Source organism: Halosimplex halobium, assembly GCF_051414055.1.
Lineage (GTDB): Archaea > Halobacteriota > Halobacteria > Halobacteriales > Haloarculaceae > Halosimplex > Halosimplex halobium.
This window is the reverse complement of sequence record NZ_JBLKNX010000027.1, coordinates 38,594-55,042: the sequence shown is the minus strand read 5'-3', so window position 1 is coordinate 55,042 and position 16,449 is coordinate 38,594. Positions and strand designations below refer to the sequence as shown.

Genomic DNA, 16,449 nt, shown 5'->3' with positions numbered 1-16,449 from the left:
TGGCGCCGACCGCCGCCGCGCCGAGGAGGGCGCCGGCCTCGCGGTCGGGGACCGACAGCGGCAGCGACACGTCCCGCGCGGCGGCGAACCAGGCGGCGGCGGCGCCCACGCCCCCCAGCACGAGCGAACCCTGCACGGCCGCACGGGCCAGGTGGCGGTCGATGCCGGTCGACGCGACGACGACATCCCTGACCGGCCTCGCGGCGGCGTCGGTCAGGTTCACGTACGCCGCGAGCGCGACCAGCGCCCCGACGACGACGGTCAACTCGGCGGCGACCACGCGCGGGTCGCCGCCGCGGCGGGCGCGGACGGAGGGCGTCCGACTGCGACTCATGGGCACAGATGTAACGCAGACTGTAATAAAACGTGGCCCCGGTCGCCGGACGACGAAACCGGTTTCACGCGCGCGACCGAGGGCTCGGGCATGGACGCACGCGTTCGCGAACACGCCGAGATCATCTGTGACCACTCCGTCGACCTGCAGGCCGGCGACGAGGTCGTCGTCGACGCCCACCCGGAGGCCGAGGACCTGGTGACGGCGCTGCACGAGGTCATCGCCGACCGCGGCGCCCGCCCGCTCGTGATCCAGGACCGCACGGGCAAGCGCTTCCGCCGGGCGTTCCTCCGCAACCACGACGGCGACTTCGAGCAGCCGGACCACCAGATGGCGCTGTACGAGGAGATGGACGTGTACATCGTGATCCGGGGCAGCGACAACGTCACCCAGACCAGCGACGTGGACCCGGCGGTCTCGACGGCCTACGAGTCGGCCACCCGGGAGCTGCTGAACGAGCGCCTGTCGAAGCGGTGGTGTCTCACCCAGTACCCCGCGCCCGCCAACGCCCAGCTCGCCCAGCAGAGCACGGAGGGCTACGAGAACTTCGTCTGGGACGCGATCGTCCGCGACTGGGACGAACAGCGGGCGTTCCAGGCCCAGATGGTCTCGATTCTGGACGACGCCGAGGAGGTGCGCATCGTCTCCGGCGACTCGACGGACGTGACCATGAGCGTCGCCGGCAACCCCACCTTGAACGACTACGGCGAGCGCAACCTCCCCGGCGGCGAGGTCTTTACCGCCCCCGTCCCCGACTCCGTCGAGGGCGAGGTCCACTTCGACAAGCCGCTCTACCACCAGGGCCGCGAGGTGACCGACGTGTACTGCAAGTTCGAGAACGGGGAGGTCGTCGAACACTCCGCCGGGAAGAACGAGGAGGTCCTGACGAACGTGCTGGAGACCGACGATGGGTCGAACCGCCTGGGCGAACTCGGCATCGGGATGAACCGCGCCATCGACGAGTTCACGTACAACATGCTGTTCGACGAGAAGATGGGCGACACCGTTCACATGGCGGTCGGCCGCGCCTACGACGACACCGTCGGCGAAGGCAACGAGCAGAACGACTCGGCGGTGCACGTCGACATGATCGTCGACATGAGCGAGGAGTCGTACATCGAGGTCGACGGCGAGGTCGTCCAGCGGAACGGCACCTTCCGGTTCGAAGAGGGGTTCGAGGGGTAGCGCGGTTGGAGCAGCGGAGCCACCAGTAGCACACGGCGACGGAGCCGGACCGTTCAGGCGTCCGCGGCGTCGGGCTCTCCGCCCGATTCGAGCAGCGGGAGGTCGACTTCGAGCGCGTCGTACCACACGGTCGGCCGTTTCGACTGGCCGTCGGTCTCGAAGTCGATCAGGCCCAGTTCTTCCAGCTCCGTCAGATTACGGTGGACCTGCCGAACGTCGCGCTCGACGAGACGGGCCGTCTCGCGGATCCCGGACGGTTCCTCGCGGGCGATCGTCCGGAGCAACTCGAGGTTCTTCGGTCGCGTCACGCGGTGGAGCTGGTCGGCGTCGTGGAACGTGACCTCGAAGTACGGGTCGGGTCGTTCCCCGTCGTCGATCGTGCGGAGTGTCTCCTCGATGCGGTCGCTGTCGCTCCGCTCGAAGCGGATGTGCAGGACGCGGTCTGACGCCGGGTCAGTGCCAGTCGTGGCCATGGTCGTTCACCTCTGGTCGAAACTTCTCGTACGAAACGGGCGGGCCGAACTCGGAAATGCGTTCCGCCGGATCGAACCGGGCACTCACTCCACGAGCGCGCCGAAGACGGCCCGTTCGATCTTCTGGAGGTGTTCGCCGACGGTGGCGGGCGAACAGTCGGCGGCCTCGGCCACGTCCTCGTGGGTCGCCTCGCGGGGCGCCTCGTAGTAGCCGACGGCGACCGCCGCCTCCAGGACCTCCCGCTGGCGGCTCGTCAGCGCGTCGAGCAGGCGGCCGCTCTCGGGGTGGTACTCGCCGGTCTTCTCGACGGTGACCTCGTAGCCCTCTGGTTCGGGGAACTGCATGGCGCGGGCGAACGCCGCCTCGGTGCCGATCAGCGTCACTCGCTGGTCGCCCCGGTCGGTGAGTTCGATGGGCATGTCGCGGACGAGTTCGAGCTCGCGGTCGCGTTCGAGCATGTACTCGACGAGGTCGTTCGTCTCGACGCGGGAGTAGCCCCAGCCGCGGCCCTCCTCGCCCGCGGCGACGGTGAACTCGCGCACCTCGGGCGTCTCGGCCATGATCGCCCGGTAGCGGTCGATGTCGCCGGTCAGTTCGGTCAGCAGCGTCACCGTCCCGTCGCCCAGGTCGTCCATCCGGTGGATCGCCTCGCCCGTCACGTCCGGGTCGCGGGCGATCCGCTCGCCGACGGGGTGAAAGCCCTGCCCCTCCGTCGGACTCACGAGCAGCGTCACGTACCGCATGGGTCGGTGTACGGCCCGCTCGGCAAAGATTCGTCGGTCGAGTGGACGGTCCCCCGACGGGTCAGGCTTCGACCGCGTCCCGGCGCCGCCTGCGGCTGACGACGACGTAGGCGAACCCGACGAGCGCGAGCGCGGTCGCGACCACGGTAGTGACCCAGTACCCGAACAGCTCCGCCGCGGCGACGAGATACAGTACGACGAGCAGTGCGAGGACGATGTTCTGTCGGCGCTCGATGCGGCGGAGGCGCGCCTGGAGGGCGTCGTCGTCCATACCGCGACAGTGTGGCGCCGCCGCGTCAAAGTTCCTCCGGCCGTCGCGGTGGGGTTCGCCGCGGCCCGACGTACTTTGTCACTCGCTCACGAGATCCGGGTATGGAGGAACTCACCGAGGGCGTCTACGCGTTCACGGAGACGGTCGAGACCGACGACGGCGAGCGGGCCTTCCACCCGGCGGCCGTCGAGACCGAGCGGGGCCTGCTGCTAGTCGATGCGGGGCTCCCGGGCCAGGCCGAGGCGCTCGGCGCGGAGATCGAGGCGGCCGGCTTCGCGTGGGCGGACGTGTGGGCGGTCCTGATAACCCACCAGGACGGCGACCACGCGGGCGCGCTTGCGAGCGTGCAGGAGGAGACCGACGCGGTCGTGGTCGCCCACGAGGCCTGCGCCCCCTACGTCGACGGTCGAGAGGAGCCGATCAAGGGCGACGGCGAGCGCTACCCGGCGGTCCCGGTCGACGTGGAACTCGTCGACCAGGAGGTCTTCCGGACGAGGGCGGGGCCGATGCGAGTGGTCTACACGCCGGGTCACGCGCCGGGGCACGTCTCGCTGTACCTGCCCGACGAGCGGCTGTTGCTGGCCGCGGACGCGCTGACGGCCGCCGACGGGGAACTGCAGGGCCCCAGCGAGCGCTTCACCCTGGACACGGCCGAGGCCGGGCAGTCGGTCGCGCGGCTGGCGAGCCTGGCGGTCGACGGCGTCCTCTGCTACCACGGCGGGTTCGCCGCGGCCGACGACGACCGGATCGCCGCGATCGGCGAGTCCATCGAGGGCTGACTCCGCCCGGGTGCCGACTATTCTGACCGTCCCGGGCGCCGACTTCTCGGACCGGCCGCAGCGCCGATCCGCCGGGCTTACTCGCGCTCCGCGCACTGAAAAGCCCCGGCAGATTTTGCGGCGACCGTCCCCGCGTCGTTCGCACGTCTGACGGTCGTCTGACACCGGGTTTTCAATCCGTGAGAATCGTTCCGACAGGTATATAGGTGGTTGCTACATGTTGTCACACATGGCGCCGGATATGGTCGCTGAAGCCGAGGTGGAAACGAACGCCGAAGTCATGGCCTCCGTCGAGGAGGGCCCCACCGAGACGCTCGTAATCGCCGACATCAGCTGCGACGACGCCTATCTCACAGCGCCGCTGGCCGACGCCGCCACCCTCCCGGAGTGGCGGTGAGGGCCGCCCCGTTCTGACTCGTCGGCGGTCGCCCGGCGCCGAGTCGGTTCGGATTCTCGCATCGTCCCGTCCGATTCTCACCGTTCGTGACTGCAGTCGCTCGTTCGACCGCCCGACCGGGGTCGCCCGTCCGCCCCGACTGTGTCGACAGTGTCGATAGTGTCCTCGACCGTGTCCGGAGAAAACAAGCGTTATACCCCGGCGAGGGGATCTGACGCCCATGAAGGTACTCGTCACGGACCCGATCGCGGACGCGGGTCTGGACCGGTTACGCGATGCGGGCCACGAGGTCGAGACAGCCTACGACGTGGAGGGCGACGCGCTGCTGGACGCCGTCGCGGACGCCGACGCGATGGTCGTCCGGTCGGGCACGGAGGTCACCGCGGAGGTGGTCGCCGCCGCGCCGGACCTGCAGATCGTCGGCCGGGCAGGCATCGGTGTCGACAACATCGACATCGAGGCCGCCACCGACCACGGCGTCATCGTCGCCAACGCCCCGCAGGGTAACGTCCGGGCCGCCGCCGAACACTCCGTCGCGATGGCGTTCGCGACCGCCCGCTCGATCCCCCAGGCCCACAACCGCCTCCGGGACGGCGAGTGGGCCAAGGGCGAGTTCCTCGGCACCGAGCTCAACGAGAAGACGCTGGGCGTCGTCGGCTTCGGCCGCGTCGGCCAGGAGGTCGCCAAGCGCCTCGACGCGCTGGGCATGGATCTGGTCACCTACGACCCCTACATCAGCCAGGAGCGCGCCGACCGGTTCGGCGCCGACCTCGTCGACTCGCTGGACGAGTGCCTCGAACGCGCCGACTTCATCACGGTCCACACGCCGCTGACCGACGAGACCGAGAACATGATCGGCGAGGAGGAGCTCGCCCAGCTCGAGGGCGGGTACGTCGTCAACTGCGCCCGCGGCGGCATCATCGACGAGCCCGCGCTCGCCGAGGCCGTCGAGGACGGCCTCCTCAAGGGCGCCGCCATCGACGTGTTCGCCGACGAGCCGGTCGACCCCGACAACCCGCTGCTGGCCGTCGAGGACGTGGTCGTCACGCCCCACCTCGGCGCCTCCACGGAGGCCGCCCAGGAGTCGGTCGCCACCTCGACCGCCGACCAGATCCTCGCCGCGTTCAACGGCGAACCGGTCATCAACGCCCTGAACGCCCCCTCGATGGACGAGAGCGCGTTCCCCGCCGTCGAGCCGTACCTCGAACTCGCCGACACCGCCGGCACCATCGCCGTCCAGCTGTTCGGCGGCCACGTCTCCGACGTGGAGGTCTCCTACGCCGGCGACATCGCCGAGCACGACACCGACATCGTCACCGCGACCGCGCTGAAGGGCGTCTTCGAGGACGTCGTCGAGACGCAGGTCAACGCCGTCAACGCCGGGCGCATCGCCGAGGAGCGGGGCATCGACGTGACCGAGTCCAAAACCAGCTCCGCCGAGGACTTCCAGAGTCTCGTCACCGTCACGGTCTCCGACGGCGAGGACTCGGTCAGCGTCTCCGGGACGCAGTTCGCCGGCGACGACGCCCGCATCGTCCGCATCGACGGCTACCGCGTCGACGCCGTCCCCCACGGCCACATGCTCGTCGCCCGCAACGAGGACGTACCCGGCGTCATCGGCTTCATCGGCACCGTCCTCGGCGAGGCCGACGTGAACATCGCCGGGATGTTCAACGGCCGCGAGACCATCGGCGGCGAGGCGCTCACCGTCTACAACCTCGACGACCCCGTCCCCGACGACACCGTCGCGCGGCTGCTCGACGACGAGCGCGTCATCGACATCACGCAGATCTCGCTCAACGGGCAGTAGCGGCGCTCACGCTCGTCGACGCTACCGCCCGTCGACGCTGCCGCTCGTCGACGCTGTTTCTCGGGTTTCTCGAAAACGGCGGTCCTCCCCACGCGACGGCCGCGACTATCTCAGTAGCCCGCGGAGGCGGTCGAGCGCGCCGGTCGGGCGGTCGCGCTCGTCGTCCGCGGTGTCGCCGGCTTCGAGGTCGAACTCGTCGGCGACGAGTGGTTCGTCGCGGCAGGCGTCGCGTCCCCGGAGGACGCGTTCGTAGCGGTCGACGACGTGCTGGAGGTCCGCCTCCTTCGATTCGAGACGGCGTTCGAGCGTCGCGACTCTGGCTTCCAGCAGGGCGATCTTCGCCAGGTAGAACGTCTCGGGTCGCTCGTCTACCGTGAGAGCGGTCCGGTCGGCCGCTCCGGCGTCGGCTCGGCCGGTCGGTCCGGCGTCGGTCGTCGAGTGGCCGCACGACTCGCCCGCCGACTGGCGGTCGGTGCATGGATAGAGTTCCCCCTGTTCTGGTGGGTCGGCGTTCGCGGCCATGCCTCCGAACCGAGGTGTCGCCCGCGGAAAAAGACGGGGCAGACGAGCGCCCGACACGCGTCTGACGATCGGTGCTGTCCGGCCGCTTTCCTGCGATCTCCCGCAGTGGCTGTTTCGTGTCGGCCCGGTCGCTAGCCGGGAACGCCGCCGCAGTCTCCGGTGCGGTGAACGCCCTCGCCGCGCTCGCGAAGACAGCGAGAGACATCCGATCGCTCGGGCCACCCGAGCGATCGGATCGCCCGGGCGGCACCCGGGTCGCCCGCAGACCTCGCGCGATTCCGTCGCGTGAACGAACCCGCACTCCGGCGTGCGCCACCGCGGTTGCTCGGTGCCGATAGCATCCGGCGCGGAGCGCCGGTTCGCCGGACGCGAGGGAGCGAAGCGACCGCTGCGTCCGGTCTTTTTTCACCCATCTTTTTGCCGGAAGGGTTCCCCGCAGCGCGCTTCCAGCGCGCGAGGAAACCCCTCCGGGAAAAAGATGGTTCGTAACGCTCATTCCGCGCGGCGGAACAGTCGGGGGTATGCACGTCCTCGCGGCGACGAACAACCTCTATCCGGACCCGTCGGCGACGGGCTCGGGGCGGTACAACTACGAGGTCGGCCGCCGGCTCGTCGAGCGGGGACACCGGGTGTCGGTGATCACCAGACAGCGCGGGGACACCCCCGGGCGGGAGACGGTCGCCGGGATGGACGTGTACCGCTACGGCGCGTCGGTCCCGAAGCTCCCGGCGACGCTGCGGGAACTCGGCCGACTCGTCGAGTCGGTCCGGGCGACGGAGCCGGTCGACCTGGTCAGTTTCCACGGGGCGCTGAGCTCGCTGGGCGTCGACCGGGCGACCCCCGACGCGGTCCCGCGGACGTACACGGTCCACGGGCTGTGGGGCGTCGAGTACCGCGACCGGCTCGTCGACCCGAGCCCGTGGGCCGCGCCGTGGCACTGGCTCAACCGGACGCTGCGCCACCGGATCGAGGGTCGCGTGGTGGGCCGCAGCGACGCGACGGTCGTGCTGAGCGAGTTCATGCGCGAGCGGGTGCGGGACTACCACCCGGACGGCCCGCCGATCCGTGTCGTCCCGGGCGGCGTCGACGTCGACCGGTTCGCGCCGCTCGACAGGCCGGCCCCCGGGACCTTCGGCGACGAGGCCCTCTCGGTCCTGACGGTGCGGCGGCTCACGCCGCGGATGGGGCTGGAGACGCTACTCGACGCGTTCGCGCGGGTAGTCGGAGACGGACTCGACGCGCACCTGTACGTGGGCGGCGACGGGCCGCTCCGGGATGACCTGGTCGCGCGGGCCGAGCGCCTCGGCGTCGCATCGGACGTGACCTTCCTGGGGTACGTCCCCGAGGAGGACCTGCCGGGGCTGTACGCCGGCGCGGACGTGTTCGTCCTGCCGACGCTGGAGCTGGAGGGGTTCGGGCTCGCGACGCTGGAGGCGCTGGCCGCGGGGACCCCGGTCGTCGGCACGACCGCGGGGGCGACGCCGGAGATCCTCGGCCCGCTGGCCGACCGGTCGTCGGTCCCCGAGTCGCTGCTGGTGCCGCCCGGCGAGGCCGACGCGCTCGCCGACCGCCTGGCCGCGTGGGCGGGACTGTCCGCGGACGAGCGGGCAAGCGCGGGCGAGGCCTGCCGGGCGTACGTGCTGGCGGAGGGATACACCTGGGAAGCGGTGACCGACCGGCTGGAGGAACTGTTCGCGGACCACGTCGGGTGACCGTCGGAACCCGTTCCCGCGGTCGACCCGACGGGCTATCCGACCGGAGCGTCGCCGGACCGTCGCCGAACGCCGTCGGTCGCCGTTCAGTTGCTCCCGTCGCTCCGGACGGGGACCCCTTCGGGCGTGAGCACCCACCAGACCTCGTTGACGCCCTGGCCGGTCGCGTCGCCGGGTTCCTCGTCGTCGACCCAGTAGTACAGCGGCCACCCGTTCGCCGCGACCTGCACGGCCCCGGTGGTTCGCTCGAAGGTCGTCAGCTCGGCAGCCACGTCGACGCCGGCAGTCGGGTCGCCCTCGACGGTGAGCGGCGGCCACGCGTCGGCACACCCGTCGTAACAGGTGCTCGACCCCGAACCCTGCGGGTCGGGGTCGTACATGTACAGGGTTATCCCCTCGCCGTCGACGAGGGTCTCCCCGAGGTCGGGGTGCGAGCGGACTCGTACGGTCGGCGTCCCCGACCCCGCGGCGGTGCTCGTTGGGGACGCCGGTTCGGTGTCCGTCGGCGCGGGCGTCCCGGTCCCGGCCGCCGGGTCCGTCGCCGCCGGCGTGGGCGTCTCAGTCGGGGCAGCGGTGTCCGTCCCCGCCGGTTCGGTGCCGCCGCCGGACCGGTTCGAACACCCCGCGAGCAGTCCGCCGCCGACGACCCCACCGACGTACGTCAGGTACTCGCGCCGGGTGGCCGACCCGTCGTCAGTACTGAACCCTAACATGTTTTTTAGGCAGTCCTAAAACACAATAACTGCTGTGGTCCGTTGCGGCGGCGGGCAGTCACAGGGTGACACAACCGTTATGTAGCCGTTTTCCGTACTCCCGGTGAGCGATGAGCCCGCGCGACATCGAACCGTTCTCCGAGTCCGCGACCTATCGGGTCCTGCGGACGCTGCGGCGGTGGGCCGAGGGGAGCGTCCTGCTCTCGCGGCTGGGCGGCGAGCGCGCCCTGTTCGCGGCGCTCGCCGCGGTCGTACTCCTCAGCGTCGTGTCGGTGTTCGGCTCGAACCTAGGCGCGGGGGTCAAGTTCCTCAGCTTCGCGCTGGTGTTCGTCTCGGTCGCGGCGCTGACCGAGCGGTACCTCTACCCGGAGGCGGAGTGACCGCCACCACGATTCGAGGGCCGGCGCGGCGAAGACGGCCAGCAGGAAGACGAACACCGACCGGTGTCTGATCGTCGTGCCGAAGTTGGAGTCGATCAGGCCGTAGCCGACGATCCCGCCGAGGTAGACGACCAGCAGGGGGAAAGCTACGACTGGGTCGTGCTCGACGCGCCGGAGCGTCAGGTACGCCGTCGTCGCGAGGACGACCAGCAGCGGCAGCGAGAGGACGGCGACGAGGTCGAACGCCGAGTCGACGTGCAGCGGGAAGGGCGCGAACTGGAAGTAGATCGCCCGGACCGGCGCGGCCAGGAGCACGTCCAGCCAGGAGCCGTACCGCTCGAAGCCGAGGTAGGCGGCGCCGCCCATGATCCGATACTGCAGCCGCGAGTTGAGGGCGTCGACGGGGAACAGCCGGGTGAACAGCGCGAACCCGGCGACGCCGACCGGGACGCCGGCGAGCGCCAGCGACGCGAGCGTGACCTCCCGATCGGCGACCCGCCGGAGCCCCGCGACCAGCAGCGACCCGGCCGCGCCCAGCAGGACGAGGAGGGCCAGCTCCTCCCGCAGGAAGAAGAGCATCGCCCACAGCGGCGGGGCGGCGAGCCCCCACCAGTGGCGCCGGTCGGCGATCGCCCGCACGCAGACTGCGAGGAGGGCCAGCGCGAGCAGCGTCGAGAGGCCGTCGCGCATCGGGAGGCTGCTGAACAGGAACGGGAAGGGGAGAAAGAGCATCGCCAGCAACAGCCCGTCGGTCGATTCGAGAGGGTCGTACAGCCGGCGGGCGAGATAGCACGCCGGCAGGGCCATCAGCACGGCCAGCAGGCCGTTGACGACAGCCAGCGTCGTCGGGTCGGCGCCGAACATCGCGTAGAGGACCGCCTGGACGGTCCCGAAGGCGTCGAGCGACGAGAACGGGTTCGCCTCGGCGCCCCGGAGCAGGCCCGTCGCGATCGCGTGGAACTCGCCGATGTCCCAGGTGTAGGGTAGCAGCGGAAGGACGACCAGCGCGAACGCGAGGTGGGCCGCGAGCGCGAGCCCGCCGGACGCCTGGAAGAGCCGCGAGCGGCGCCGCGCGAGCAGCGCGAACGCCAGGACGACCGCGACGACGGCGAGGGCGACCATCGGCCGCGGGTTTTCGCGGGCGAAGTATATACCTGCGGATCGGCGAGCGGGGGCCGACTCCCGCTGGACAGTCGAGTGTGAGCTACTCCCCGGCGAGCACGTCGTGGTAGACGGCGCGCGTCTCGTCGAGCATCCGCGCCCGGGTGAACCGCTCGCGGACGCGCCGCCGGGCGTTGGCCGAGTAGCGGCGGTACCGTTCGGGGTCTCCGAGGAGCGTCCGCGCGGCGTCGGCGATCGCCGCCGGGTCGCCAGGTTCGACCGTCAGGCCCGTCTCGCCGTCGACGCTGACGAACGGGACCCCGGTCGGCAGCGCCGTGTTGATCACCGGGAGCCCGCGCTGCATCGCCTCCAGCTGGACGATGCCGAACGACTCGTTCTCGCCGGCCGAGGGGAGGACGAACAGGTCGGCCTCGCGGTAGAGCCGGTCGAGGTGCTCCTCGGAGACGAACCCCTCGAAGGTCACCCTGTCGGCGACCCCCGCCTCGCGGGCGTGCCGTTCGAGCGCCTCGCGGGCCGGTCCCTTGCCGACGATCGAACACGTCGCGTCGAGGTCCGACATCGCCGAGATGAGGTACTCGACGCCCTTGAACTCGACGAGCCGGCCGACGAACAGGAGGTGCCGTCCCTCGGGGGACCGGGGTTCGACGGGGTCGTCGTCGGCCTCGATCCCGATCGGGACGACCTCGGCCTTCTCGCGGAACTTCGCGACCTGCGCGCACTCGTCGCGCATGTTCGGCGAGGTGACGATAACCCTGGACACGTCGCCGAGGAACCGGTCGAGGACGGGCCTGTAGGGGTAGACGACCGGCCCCTTGCCGATGATGTCGTCGTGGAAGGTTGCGACCGCCGGCGTCTCCACCCGGTTGCACAGGTGGCTGACCGGCCCGAGTGGGAAGGGGAGGTGGTAGTGGACCAGGTCCGCCCAGTCGAGTTGCCGTCGCAGCCGATAGGGGAAGGTCGGGCTCATCGGCGTCGACTTGACCGCCCCGAGCGAGCCGGCCCGGACGACACGCGTCCCGTGTTTCTCGTCGACGCCGCCGCGCCCGCGTTCGGCGCACGTGAGTATCCGGAAGTTCGCGTCGTCGATCCCGGTCACCAGCGTCCGGACCAGCTTCTGGATCCCGCCGGTGAACGGGTAGTAGTAGGTACAGACCTGCAGGACGTTCGGCGCGTCGGCCGGCTGGGAGTCGCTGGACATGACTGGTGCGCGGTCGATCCGGACCGGGGCCGACGGGGTGCCGGACGGCCCCGAATCCCGTACGTCCACACCGGAACGATCCCGGAATAAGCGCTTCGATTCTTAGGCCGGCCAAAAACAGCGCGGACAGGGGGCACGTCCGCCCGAAACCGTCACGAGTCGTCGCCGAGCGGGGCCGGCAGGGCGACCCGGGCGCGCGAAGCGAGGTCGGCGAGGCGGACCGGCGGGGCGGGCCCGCCGACGGCGGCGCCGGCGAGGATCCAGTAGACCGCGTTGACCGACGGCCACCGGTAGGCGACGACCCACAGCGAGTACAGCGAGACCCCGACCAGCGCGGCGAGGACGCCGGCCCAGCGCCAGCGGTCCGCCGGCCGGCCCCACAGCAGCCGCTTCGCGGCGAGCCAGGTCGCGCCCGCCTGGGCGGTCACGTACGCGAGCAAGCCGGGCACGCCGGTGGCGGCGAGTTGCTGGAGCGGGAGGCTGTGGATCAGCCGGCCGGTCGTCCGGTGGACGTTCAGCCCGCCGCCGAGGCCGAACAGCGGGTAGCGGGCGGCCAGCTCCAGCGCGAGCGCGTACTGTTCGAGCCGGATCGCGAGGGTGTTCGTCCTGACGAACAGGACCCGGTCCGCGCCGCCGAGGACGGCGACCGCGGCCCAGAGCGCGACCGCGCCGCCCGCGGCCAGCGAACCCGGCCAGACCAGCCGCCGCGCCCGCGCCCCGCCCAGCCGGTCGGCCACCAGCGACAGCCAGTAGACGGCCACGACGCCGACGGTGCCGTACAGGCCGACGATCGCCGCGTGGGAGCCGCTCGCCACGACGCTGGCGACGCCCAGGAGCGCGCCGACCGGGGCGAGCGCGCGCCACCGCGACCGCGGCACCGCGGCCAGCGAGAGTCCCACGAGGGCGATTCCGAGCCCGACCGTCGCCCGGCTCTGGCCGACCGCAGCCCCCTCGTATATCACCGTCGCGCCCGCCGGGAACGCGGTCGGCGACGGCGAGGGCCACCACCGGGCGACGGCCGGTCCGAGCGCCCCGAAGTTGACGAGGTACCCCGCCCGCCCGGCGGCCACCTCGTCGACGGCGAACACCAGAGCCCCGCAGAGCCCGAGCGCGAGCGGCGAGAGCACCGCCCGCGGGTCGGCCTCGCGGGCGACGACCGCGGCCGTCACGAGCAGGAGGAGGTACCGCAGATGTTCCTCGGCGTACTGGACGGCCGCGCCGGTCGACGGCCCGTTCCCGACGGCGGCCGACAGGTACGCCCAGCCGGCGAACGCCGCGAGCGCGCCGACGACGAGCCACCCGTCGGTGCCCGGGAGCCACTCCCGGAGGGCGCCTGCTCGCTCGCGCCACGTGCCGATGGCCCGATTCCAGCCAGTCCGGTCACCGATGGCGCGAACGCGCCCGACCCGCTCCCGGATGGTCCGGGGGGAGCGGGGCCGGTCGAGCGCGCGGTCGGACAGCGCCACCCCGAGCACCCCGACCGCCAGCAGGTCCACGAGCAGGGGATCCGCCAGCGGGACGGGGTACGGTCCCGGGTAGGCGTTGACGTTGAACGCGACCGTGACGAACAGAGCGGCACAGAGCCCGTCGAACGGGCGGCCCGACACCGCGACTGCGAGACCGTACAGGCCCGTGCCCGCGGCGAGTAGTGGAGCGACCGGGAGCCCCAGGAGGTGGTATCCGGCCGGGACCGCGACCACGAGCAAGCCGACCAGCGCCGCCGCGAACGCGGTGGCGGGTCGGACGGCGTCGAACGCACTGGCGGCCGCGGAGCGCGCGTCGTGGCGGATCGTCCCGAACCGGTCGACCATCTACGTCTCACGATTACGGACGACCATATTAATCCCGCCCACTCCCCGGACCCGGTGGACTCCGGTCGCGGGCGCACACCTGTGACTGCCACAGACGGCCGCACACGGGCCGTCACAGGGCAACGCCGACGCCGCCCGGAGTGTCGTTCCCGACACGAACGCCACCCGAGCCCTCGTGTCAGCTGGGCGACTCCGACGAGGACGAAACCTGTACTCTTTTAATTTAGGTATGCCTAAACCATCTCGATGGCCGCGGATACCGGGTCGAACACGGAAGCGCGTTCACGCCCGACGCTGCTCGGCAGTGACTCGACCCGGGATCCGAAAAACGTCTATCGGGTTCTCTCGGGCGCGGGGCTGGTGGGGATCACGGCCCTGACGCTCGCCGTCGTCGGCCTCGCGGAGGCCCGCGGGGTGTTCGACCGCCACGCGCTGCTCTGGCACGCCAGCGACATCGGCGGCCACAGCGGGGACCTGCCGACGATGCTCGCGCTGACGGGCGTCGTGACGGTCGTGGCCGTGCTGCCGCTGTGCAAGCCCCAGCCGCGGCGGATCCTCGACACGGTGACGGGGACGGTCCGCTCGCTGCTGGTGGTGACGGCGGCCCTGGCCACGGTCGGTTACTTCGACTACACGCTGCGGCTGCCGCGGGTGGTACTGCTGTCGACCGTCGGGACCCTGTCGGTCGCCCTCCCGCTCTGGTTCGCCGCCCTGCAGCACTGGCAGCTCAAGCGGGGCGGCGGGACGCTGGTCGTCGGCAACAACCCCAAGCGCATCGAGGCCGCGGTCCAGGCGGCCGCCGAGCCGGTCGTCGGGTACGCCTACTCGCCGACGGACGCCCGCGACCCCGTCTCGGCGGAGGGGGTCGACGCCGACGGCGGCCACGCCGGGATCCCGGAGAAGCTGACCCAGTACGAGTGTCTCGGCGGGCTCTCGCGGCTGGACGACATCCTCCAGCGGTCGAACGTCGAGACGGTGATCCCCGCCCTGCCCCAGACCGACCGCGCGGAGTTTTTCGGCGTGCTGGAGACCTGCCACGACCACGACGTGAACGTGGAGATCCTCAACGAGCACAACGAGAGCGTCCTCGTCAAGGAGGAGGGCGCCATCTCCGCCGAGCGGACCAAGCGGCTCATCGGGATCAACATGGAGCCGCTGGACCTGCAGAACCGCCTGACCAAGCGGCTGTTCGACCTGGCGTTCGCGACGGTCGGGATGGCCGTCCTCGCCGTCCTGTTCGTCCCCATCGCGGTCGCCATCAAGCTCGACAGCCCCGGCCCGGTCTTCTACCGGCAGGAGCGCACCACCCAGTTCGGCGACACCTTCCCGGTCTACAAGTTCCGGAGCATGCGCCCCGAGGGCGAGCAGGCCGCCCCCGGGGAGGAGCAGGATAGGATCACCCGCGTCGGGCGGTTCCTCCGGCGGACGCACCTCGACGAGCTACCCCAGCTGTGGGCCATCTTCACCGGCCAGATGAGCGTCGTCGGCCCGCGCGCCGCCTGGACCGCCGAGGAGGAGTTCCTCCAGAACGAGATGGACACCTGGAAGAAGCGGTGGTTCGTCAAGCCCGGGCTGACCGGACTGGCCCAGATCAACGAGGTCTCCAGCGAGAACTCCCGCGCGAAGCTCCAGTACGACCTCACGTACATCCGCAACCAGTCGTTCTGGTTCGACGTGAAGATCGTCGTCCGGCAGGTCTGGATGGTGGTCACCGACTCGCTCGGCCTCGCCCGCCGGTGGCTCGCCGACCGCCGCGGCGCGGACTCGAACTGACGCCCGCCGCCGCCGGGTCCCACCCCCGTCGCGCCCGACGCGGAACCGCCACCCGAAACCGCACCCTTTATCTTTTAGGTTTGCCTAAATGCTCGCAATGGCCGCCGGTACTCAGTCGCACGTCGCCGCCACACCCGACGTGGAATCGCGCGAACGGCCCGAGATCTCCGTCTGCGAGGGCGGGCCCGGGACCTCGGTGTTCATCGAATCGGGCAACACCGACGGGTGGATCGCCAGCGACCTGACGGTCGACGTGACGCAGTAGCGACCGCAGGCGCGAACCCGACTCCTGAACTGCCCCCGAGCGGTGGGAGCGGCTCCGGACTGCGGACCCGGCTCGGACCGCAATCTGGCTCCGGACCGCGATCCTGACTCCGGACTGCGGTCCCGCTTCCGAGTGCGGACGGGGTCGACAGGGTCCGCTCTACGGGACGGAGCGGACGCTTCCGGACGGGTCGACGAAAAAACGGCTTCCGCGAGCGGCGGGTACTCGCTGGCTCGTCAGTCCATCGCGGCGTCGGTGACGAGGGTGTCGTCCTCGAGGTAGTGGTCGATGACGTGAGCGTGTTCCTCGAGGTCCTCGAGCTGTTCGCGGAGCATCTCGGCGGTGGCGTGGTCGCCGAGGCCCTCGGCGAGTTCGATGTGTTCGCGGTAGCTCTCGATGATGTCGCCGTACATCTCGAGGTCGTTCTCGAAGGAGGTCCGGATGTCGTAGACGTCCTCGTCCTCGGGCTCGACGCTGGCGTTCTCGGAGAGCGCGGTCATGCTCGCGTGCGGGACGCCCCCCAGCGCCTGCAGTCGCTCGGCGAGCTCGTCGGCGGCCGCCTCGACGTCCTCGTAGGCCTCCTGCAGCCACACGTGGATGTCGCGGAACTCCGCGCCCTCGACGTTCCAGTGGTGCTTGTGGAGCTGGTGGTACAGCACGTACGCGTCGGCCAGATCCGCGTTCAGCGCCTCGATGACCTGCTCTGCCTTCTCCTCGTCGAGGCGAACGGGGTTCTCTCCGACTGTCCCAGCCTCCTGACGGACTGTCTTCTGGGTGCTCATTGCACTCGGTGCTACGCGCCTGAACCACTTATAACTTTTCAAGATCCAGACATTTTTCGGACGGCCTAAACCGGCGCCGTCGGGGGATCGGAGGGGCGGTCGGCCGCAACCGACGGCGGTCGATCCGGGTTCCGTACGAGGTGGTGACCGAGTATTGGCCGTGTCTTTATCACACTCG

18 protein-coding genes are annotated in these 16,449 nt (G+C 70.8%); 8 read left to right on the top strand and 10 right to left on the bottom strand.

Going from position 1 to position 16,449, the window contains the following annotated elements; genetic code table 11:
- Nucleotides 1-334: hypothetical protein (locus ACMGFG_RS22475; RefSeq protein ID WP_436932523.1), on the bottom strand; the 334-nt coding region annotated here is incomplete at its 3' end.
- 90 nt (nt 335-424) lie between these two features.
- Here ACMGFG_RS22475 and ACMGFG_RS22470 point away from each other — a divergent pair.
- Nucleotides 425-1,519, top strand: coding sequence for an aminopeptidase (locus ACMGFG_RS22470; RefSeq protein WP_436932522.1), 1,095 nt, complete (start codon nt 425-427; stop codon nt 1,517-1,519).
- A 53-nt stretch (nt 1,520-1,572) separates the two neighbouring features.
- Here ACMGFG_RS22470 and ACMGFG_RS22465 read toward each other — a convergent pair whose 3' ends face one another.
- The 3 genes from ACMGFG_RS22465 to ACMGFG_RS22455 form a co-directional block, all read right to left on the bottom strand.
- The gene (locus ACMGFG_RS22465) at nt 1,573-1,992 is read right to left on the bottom strand and encodes an HVO_A0114 family putative DNA-binding protein (RefSeq protein WP_436932521.1); all 420 of its coding nucleotides are present in this window, start codon (nt 1,990-1,992) and stop codon (nt 1,573-1,575) included.
- A gap of 84 nt (nt 1,993-2,076) precedes the next feature.
- Nucleotides 2,077-2,736, bottom strand: a complete 660-nt coding sequence (locus tag ACMGFG_RS22460; protein WP_436932520.1) for a helix-turn-helix domain-containing protein — start codon at nt 2,734-2,736, stop codon at nt 2,077-2,079.
- 61 nt (nt 2,737-2,797) lie between these two features.
- A complete protein-coding gene (locus ACMGFG_RS22455; RefSeq protein WP_436932519.1) occupies nt 2,798-3,007 on the bottom strand; it encodes a hypothetical protein in 210 nt (69 codons plus the stop codon).
- A 101-nt stretch (nt 3,008-3,108) separates the two neighbouring features.
- On the opposite strand from ACMGFG_RS22455, the gene ACMGFG_RS22450 reads away from it, so the two are divergent.
- The 3 genes from ACMGFG_RS22450 (at nt 3,109) to serA (ending at nt 5,993) form a co-directional block, all read left to right on the top strand.
- Nucleotides 3,109-3,786, top strand: a complete 678-nt coding sequence (locus ACMGFG_RS22450; RefSeq protein WP_436932518.1) for an MBL fold metallo-hydrolase — start codon at nt 3,109-3,111, stop codon at nt 3,784-3,786.
- A gap of 229 nt (nt 3,787-4,015) precedes the next feature.
- On the top strand, nt 4,016-4,183 hold the full coding sequence (locus ACMGFG_RS22445; protein ID WP_167837472.1) for a DUF7556 family protein: 168 nt from the start codon (nt 4,016-4,018) through the stop codon (nt 4,181-4,183).
- A gap of 220 nt (nt 4,184-4,403) precedes the next feature.
- Entirely contained in the window at nt 4,404-5,993 is a 1,590-nt protein-coding gene (gene serA, locus ACMGFG_RS22440) for a phosphoglycerate dehydrogenase (RefSeq protein ID WP_436932517.1), read from the top strand.
- A gap of 105 nt (nt 5,994-6,098) precedes the next feature.
- On the opposite strand, the gene ACMGFG_RS22435 is transcribed toward serA, so the two are convergent.
- The gene (locus ACMGFG_RS22435; protein ID WP_436932516.1) at nt 6,099-6,515 is read right to left on the bottom strand and encodes a hypothetical protein; all 417 of its coding nucleotides are present in this window, start codon (nt 6,513-6,515) and stop codon (nt 6,099-6,101) included.
- A gap of 521 nt (nt 6,516-7,036) precedes the next feature.
- Between ACMGFG_RS22435 and ACMGFG_RS22430 the strand changes: the two genes are divergently transcribed.
- Nucleotides 7,037-8,227, top strand: a complete 1,191-nt coding sequence (locus ACMGFG_RS22430) for a glycosyltransferase family 4 protein (RefSeq protein ID WP_436932515.1) — start codon at nt 7,037-7,039, stop codon at nt 8,225-8,227.
- Nucleotides 8,228-8,313: 86 nt separating this feature from the next.
- On the opposite strand, the gene ACMGFG_RS22425 is transcribed toward ACMGFG_RS22430, so the two are convergent.
- Nucleotides 8,314-8,940 carry a COG4315 family predicted lipoprotein gene (locus tag ACMGFG_RS22425; protein WP_436932514.1) on the bottom strand — a complete coding sequence of 209 codons (627 nt, stop codon included), beginning with the start codon at nt 8,938-8,940 and terminating at the stop codon, nt 8,314-8,316.
- A gap of 110 nt (nt 8,941-9,050) precedes the next feature.
- Between ACMGFG_RS22425 and ACMGFG_RS22420 the strand changes: the two genes are divergently transcribed.
- Nucleotides 9,051-9,320, top strand: coding sequence for a hypothetical protein (locus ACMGFG_RS22420; RefSeq protein ID WP_436932513.1), 270 nt, complete (start codon nt 9,051-9,053; stop codon nt 9,318-9,320).
- Here the strand turns inward: ACMGFG_RS22420 and ACMGFG_RS22415 are convergent.
- The 3 genes from ACMGFG_RS22415 to ACMGFG_RS22405 form a co-directional block, all read right to left on the bottom strand.
- A complete protein-coding gene (locus ACMGFG_RS22415; RefSeq protein WP_436932512.1) occupies nt 9,228-10,442 on the bottom strand; it encodes a hypothetical protein in 1,215 nt (404 codons plus the stop codon). The genes ACMGFG_RS22420 and ACMGFG_RS22415 overlap by 93 nt on opposite strands.
- Before the next feature lie 82 nt (nt 10,443-10,524).
- Nucleotides 10,525-11,709, bottom strand: a complete 1,185-nt coding sequence (locus tag ACMGFG_RS22410; RefSeq protein ID WP_436932511.1) for a glycosyltransferase — start codon at nt 11,707-11,709, stop codon at nt 10,525-10,527.
- Nucleotides 11,710-11,792: 83 nt separating this feature from the next.
- Nucleotides 11,793-13,451: an O-antigen ligase family protein gene (locus tag ACMGFG_RS22405; protein WP_436932510.1), complete on the bottom strand. Its 1,659-nt coding sequence runs from the start codon at nt 13,449-13,451 to the stop codon at nt 11,793-11,795.
- Nucleotides 13,452-13,697: 246 nt separating this feature from the next.
- On the opposite strand from ACMGFG_RS22405, the gene ACMGFG_RS22400 reads away from it, so the two are divergent.
- The gene (locus ACMGFG_RS22400; protein ID WP_436932509.1) at nt 13,698-15,224 is read left to right on the top strand and encodes a sugar transferase; all 1,527 of its coding nucleotides are present in this window, start codon (nt 13,698-13,700) and stop codon (nt 15,222-15,224) included.
- Between the two features lie 97 nt (nt 15,225-15,321).
- Nucleotides 15,322-15,489, top strand: a complete 168-nt coding sequence (locus ACMGFG_RS22395; RefSeq protein ID WP_167837471.1) for a hypothetical protein — start codon at nt 15,322-15,324, stop codon at nt 15,487-15,489.
- Nucleotides 15,490-15,725: 236 nt separating this feature from the next.
- Here the strand turns inward: ACMGFG_RS22395 and dpsA are convergent, their stop codons facing one another.
- A complete protein-coding gene (dpsA, locus tag ACMGFG_RS22390; RefSeq protein ID WP_436932508.1) occupies nt 15,726-16,271 on the bottom strand; it encodes a DNA starvation/stationary phase protection protein DpsA in 546 nt (181 codons plus the stop codon).
- Nucleotides 16,272-16,449 lie beyond the last annotated feature (178 nt).

Coding starts and splice junctions, on each gene's coding strand:
- ACMGFG_RS22470 (WP_436932522.1), top strand. CDS start 425: ATGGACGCACGCGTTCGCGAACACGCCGAGATCATCTGTGACCACTCC.
- ACMGFG_RS22465 (WP_436932521.1), bottom strand. CDS start 1,992: ATGGCCACGACTGGCACTGACCCGGCGTCAGACCGCGTCCTGCACATC.
- ACMGFG_RS22460 (WP_436932520.1), bottom strand. CDS start 2,736: ATGCGGTACGTGACGCTGCTCGTGAGTCCGACGGAGGGGCAGGGCTTT.
- ACMGFG_RS22455 (WP_436932519.1), bottom strand. CDS start 3,007: ATGGACGACGACGCCCTCCAGGCGCGCCTCCGCCGCATCGAGCGCCGA.
- ACMGFG_RS22450 (WP_436932518.1), top strand. CDS start 3,109: ATGGAGGAACTCACCGAGGGCGTCTACGCGTTCACGGAGACGGTCGAG.
- ACMGFG_RS22445 (WP_167837472.1), top strand. CDS start 4,016: ATGGCGCCGGATATGGTCGCTGAAGCCGAGGTGGAAACGAACGCCGAA.
- serA (WP_436932517.1), top strand. CDS start 4,404: ATGAAGGTACTCGTCACGGACCCGATCGCGGACGCGGGTCTGGACCGG.
- ACMGFG_RS22435 (WP_436932516.1), bottom strand. CDS start 6,515: ATGGCCGCGAACGCCGACCCACCAGAACAGGGGGAACTCTATCCATGC.
- ACMGFG_RS22430 (WP_436932515.1), top strand. CDS start 7,037: ATGCACGTCCTCGCGGCGACGAACAACCTCTATCCGGACCCGTCGGCG.
- ACMGFG_RS22425 (WP_436932514.1), bottom strand. CDS start 8,940: ATGTTAGGGTTCAGTACTGACGACGGGTCGGCCACCCGGCGCGAGTAC.
- ACMGFG_RS22420 (WP_436932513.1), top strand. CDS start 9,051: ATGAGCCCGCGCGACATCGAACCGTTCTCCGAGTCCGCGACCTATCGG.
- ACMGFG_RS22415 (WP_436932512.1), bottom strand. CDS start 10,442: ATGGTCGCCCTCGCCGTCGTCGCGGTCGTCCTGGCGTTCGCGCTGCTC.
- ACMGFG_RS22405 (WP_436932510.1), bottom strand. CDS start 13,451: ATGGTCGACCGGTTCGGGACGATCCGCCACGACGCGCGCTCCGCGGCC.
- ACMGFG_RS22400 (WP_436932509.1), top strand. CDS start 13,698: ATGGCCGCGGATACCGGGTCGAACACGGAAGCGCGTTCACGCCCGACG.
- ACMGFG_RS22395 (WP_167837471.1), top strand. CDS start 15,322: ATGGCCGCCGGTACTCAGTCGCACGTCGCCGCCACACCCGACGTGGAA.
- dpsA (WP_436932508.1), bottom strand. CDS start 16,271: ATGAGCACCCAGAAGACAGTCCGTCAGGAGGCTGGGACAGTCGGAGAG.